General features: G+C 75.2%; 2 protein-coding genes and 1 pseudogene. All 3 read left to right on the forward strand.

What is annotated here, in order from left to right; all coding sequences use genetic code 11:
* On the forward strand, positions 1-437 hold a 437-nt coding region (locus tag AC2W7C_RS17755; RefSeq protein WP_486002552.1), incomplete at its 5' end, for a terminase large subunit domain-containing protein.
* Positions 438-634: 197 nt separating this feature from the next.
* On the forward strand, positions 635-1,066 hold the full coding sequence (locus AC2W7C_RS17760) for a phage terminase large subunit family protein (RefSeq protein WP_486002553.1): 432 nt from the start codon (positions 635-637) through the stop codon (positions 1,064-1,066).
* A gap of 42 nt (positions 1,067-1,108) precedes the next feature.
* Positions 1,109-1,495: pseudogene (locus AC2W7C_RS17765) on the forward strand (kinase); the annotation flags it as partial.

A 1,495-nucleotide genomic window follows, 5' to 3' on the forward strand; every position in this document is an offset into this window, starting at 1 on the left:
CCGGGCGGCTGGCGCTGGTGGGCGCGACCCTGCACGACGTGCGCGAGGTGATGGTCCACGGCCCCTCGGGCCTGATGGCCCTGCCCGGCTGGCCGTCCGGCGGGCGGCCGGTCTACGAACCCTCGCGGCGGCGGGTGACCTTTCCGAACGGGGCGGAGGCCTTCGCCTTCTCGGCCGAGGATCCGGACAGCCTCCGCGGGCCGCAGTTCGGCGCCGCCTGGGCCGACGAATACTGCGCCTGGGCCCGGCCGGAGGAGGTGCTGGCTATGCTGCGGCTGGGCCTTCGGCTGGGGGACGATCCCCGGCTGGTCGTCACCACGACGCCGCGCCCCATGGCGGCGCTGCGGGCGCTGAAGGCCGAGGCCGGCTGCGCCTTCACCCATGCGCGACGCGCGACAACGCCGCCACCTGGCGCCGGGCTTCATTCGAGCGGCTGACGGCCCTCTACGGCGGGACGCGGCGGGCCGAGCAGGAGCTGGAGGGACGGATCGTCGAGGCCGCCGACGGCCTTTTCCGGGCCGAGGACCTGGCGCGCGCCCGGGACCGGCGCGCCGCCGGACGGGTTCGGACGGACGTCGTGGTGGCCATAGGACCCGACGGACCACCCGCGGCAGCGACGCCTGCGGCATCGTCGGTGGCCGGCCGGCGCGGAGACCGGGCCTATGTGCTGGCCGACCGGTCGATGTCGGGACTGAGCCCCGCCGGCTGGGCGCGGCGAACCATCGCGGCGCTGGACGAATTCCGGGCCGAGGCGGTCGTGGCCGAGGTGAACCAGGGCGGAGAGATGGTCGGCCACACCCTGCGCACCCAGCGGGGGTCGGTGCGCCTGCGCGAAGTGCGCGCCACCACCGGCAAGCGGGCGCGGGCCGAACCGGTGTCCGCCCTCTACGAACAGGGCCGGGTGATCCACCTGGGCGACTTCCGCGACCTGGAGGAGGAGCTGACGGCGATGGGCGGGCCGGACGAAGGCCGCCACAGCCTGGACCGCGCCGACGCCCTGGTCTGGGCGATCACCGACCTGATGCTGCGGCCCGCCCAGGTCCTGCCGAGCATTCGGGTGCTGTGAAGGCGCTTGTCATCCCTCGCCTTGGCTCGATACACCGCCCGCATGCCCGTCTCCGCCGCCGCCGCCGATCCCCGCGTGGTCGATCTGGTCGGTCGGCTGATCGCCGCCGGGCCGAAGGAGCGCCCGCCGCTGATCGGGATCGTGGGGGCGCAAGGGTCAGGCAAGACCACCCTGGCCCGGGGCGCCGCCGAACGTTTCGGCGGGGCGCAGATCTCGATCGACGACGTCTATCTGACCCGGGCCGAACGCGAGGCGATGGCGCGGGACGCCCACCCCCTGTTCCAGACCCGCGGCCCGCCCGGGACCCACGACCTGGGCCTGCTGGGTCGGCTGATCGACGACCTGTCCGCCGCGGCCCCCGGCGACGAGATCCCGATCCCGGACTTCGACAAGCGGGCCGACGACCGCCTGCCGCCCGCCCTCTGGCGG

Source organism: Brevundimonas sp. CURTG3B2_SDJG (assembly GCF_057364705.1).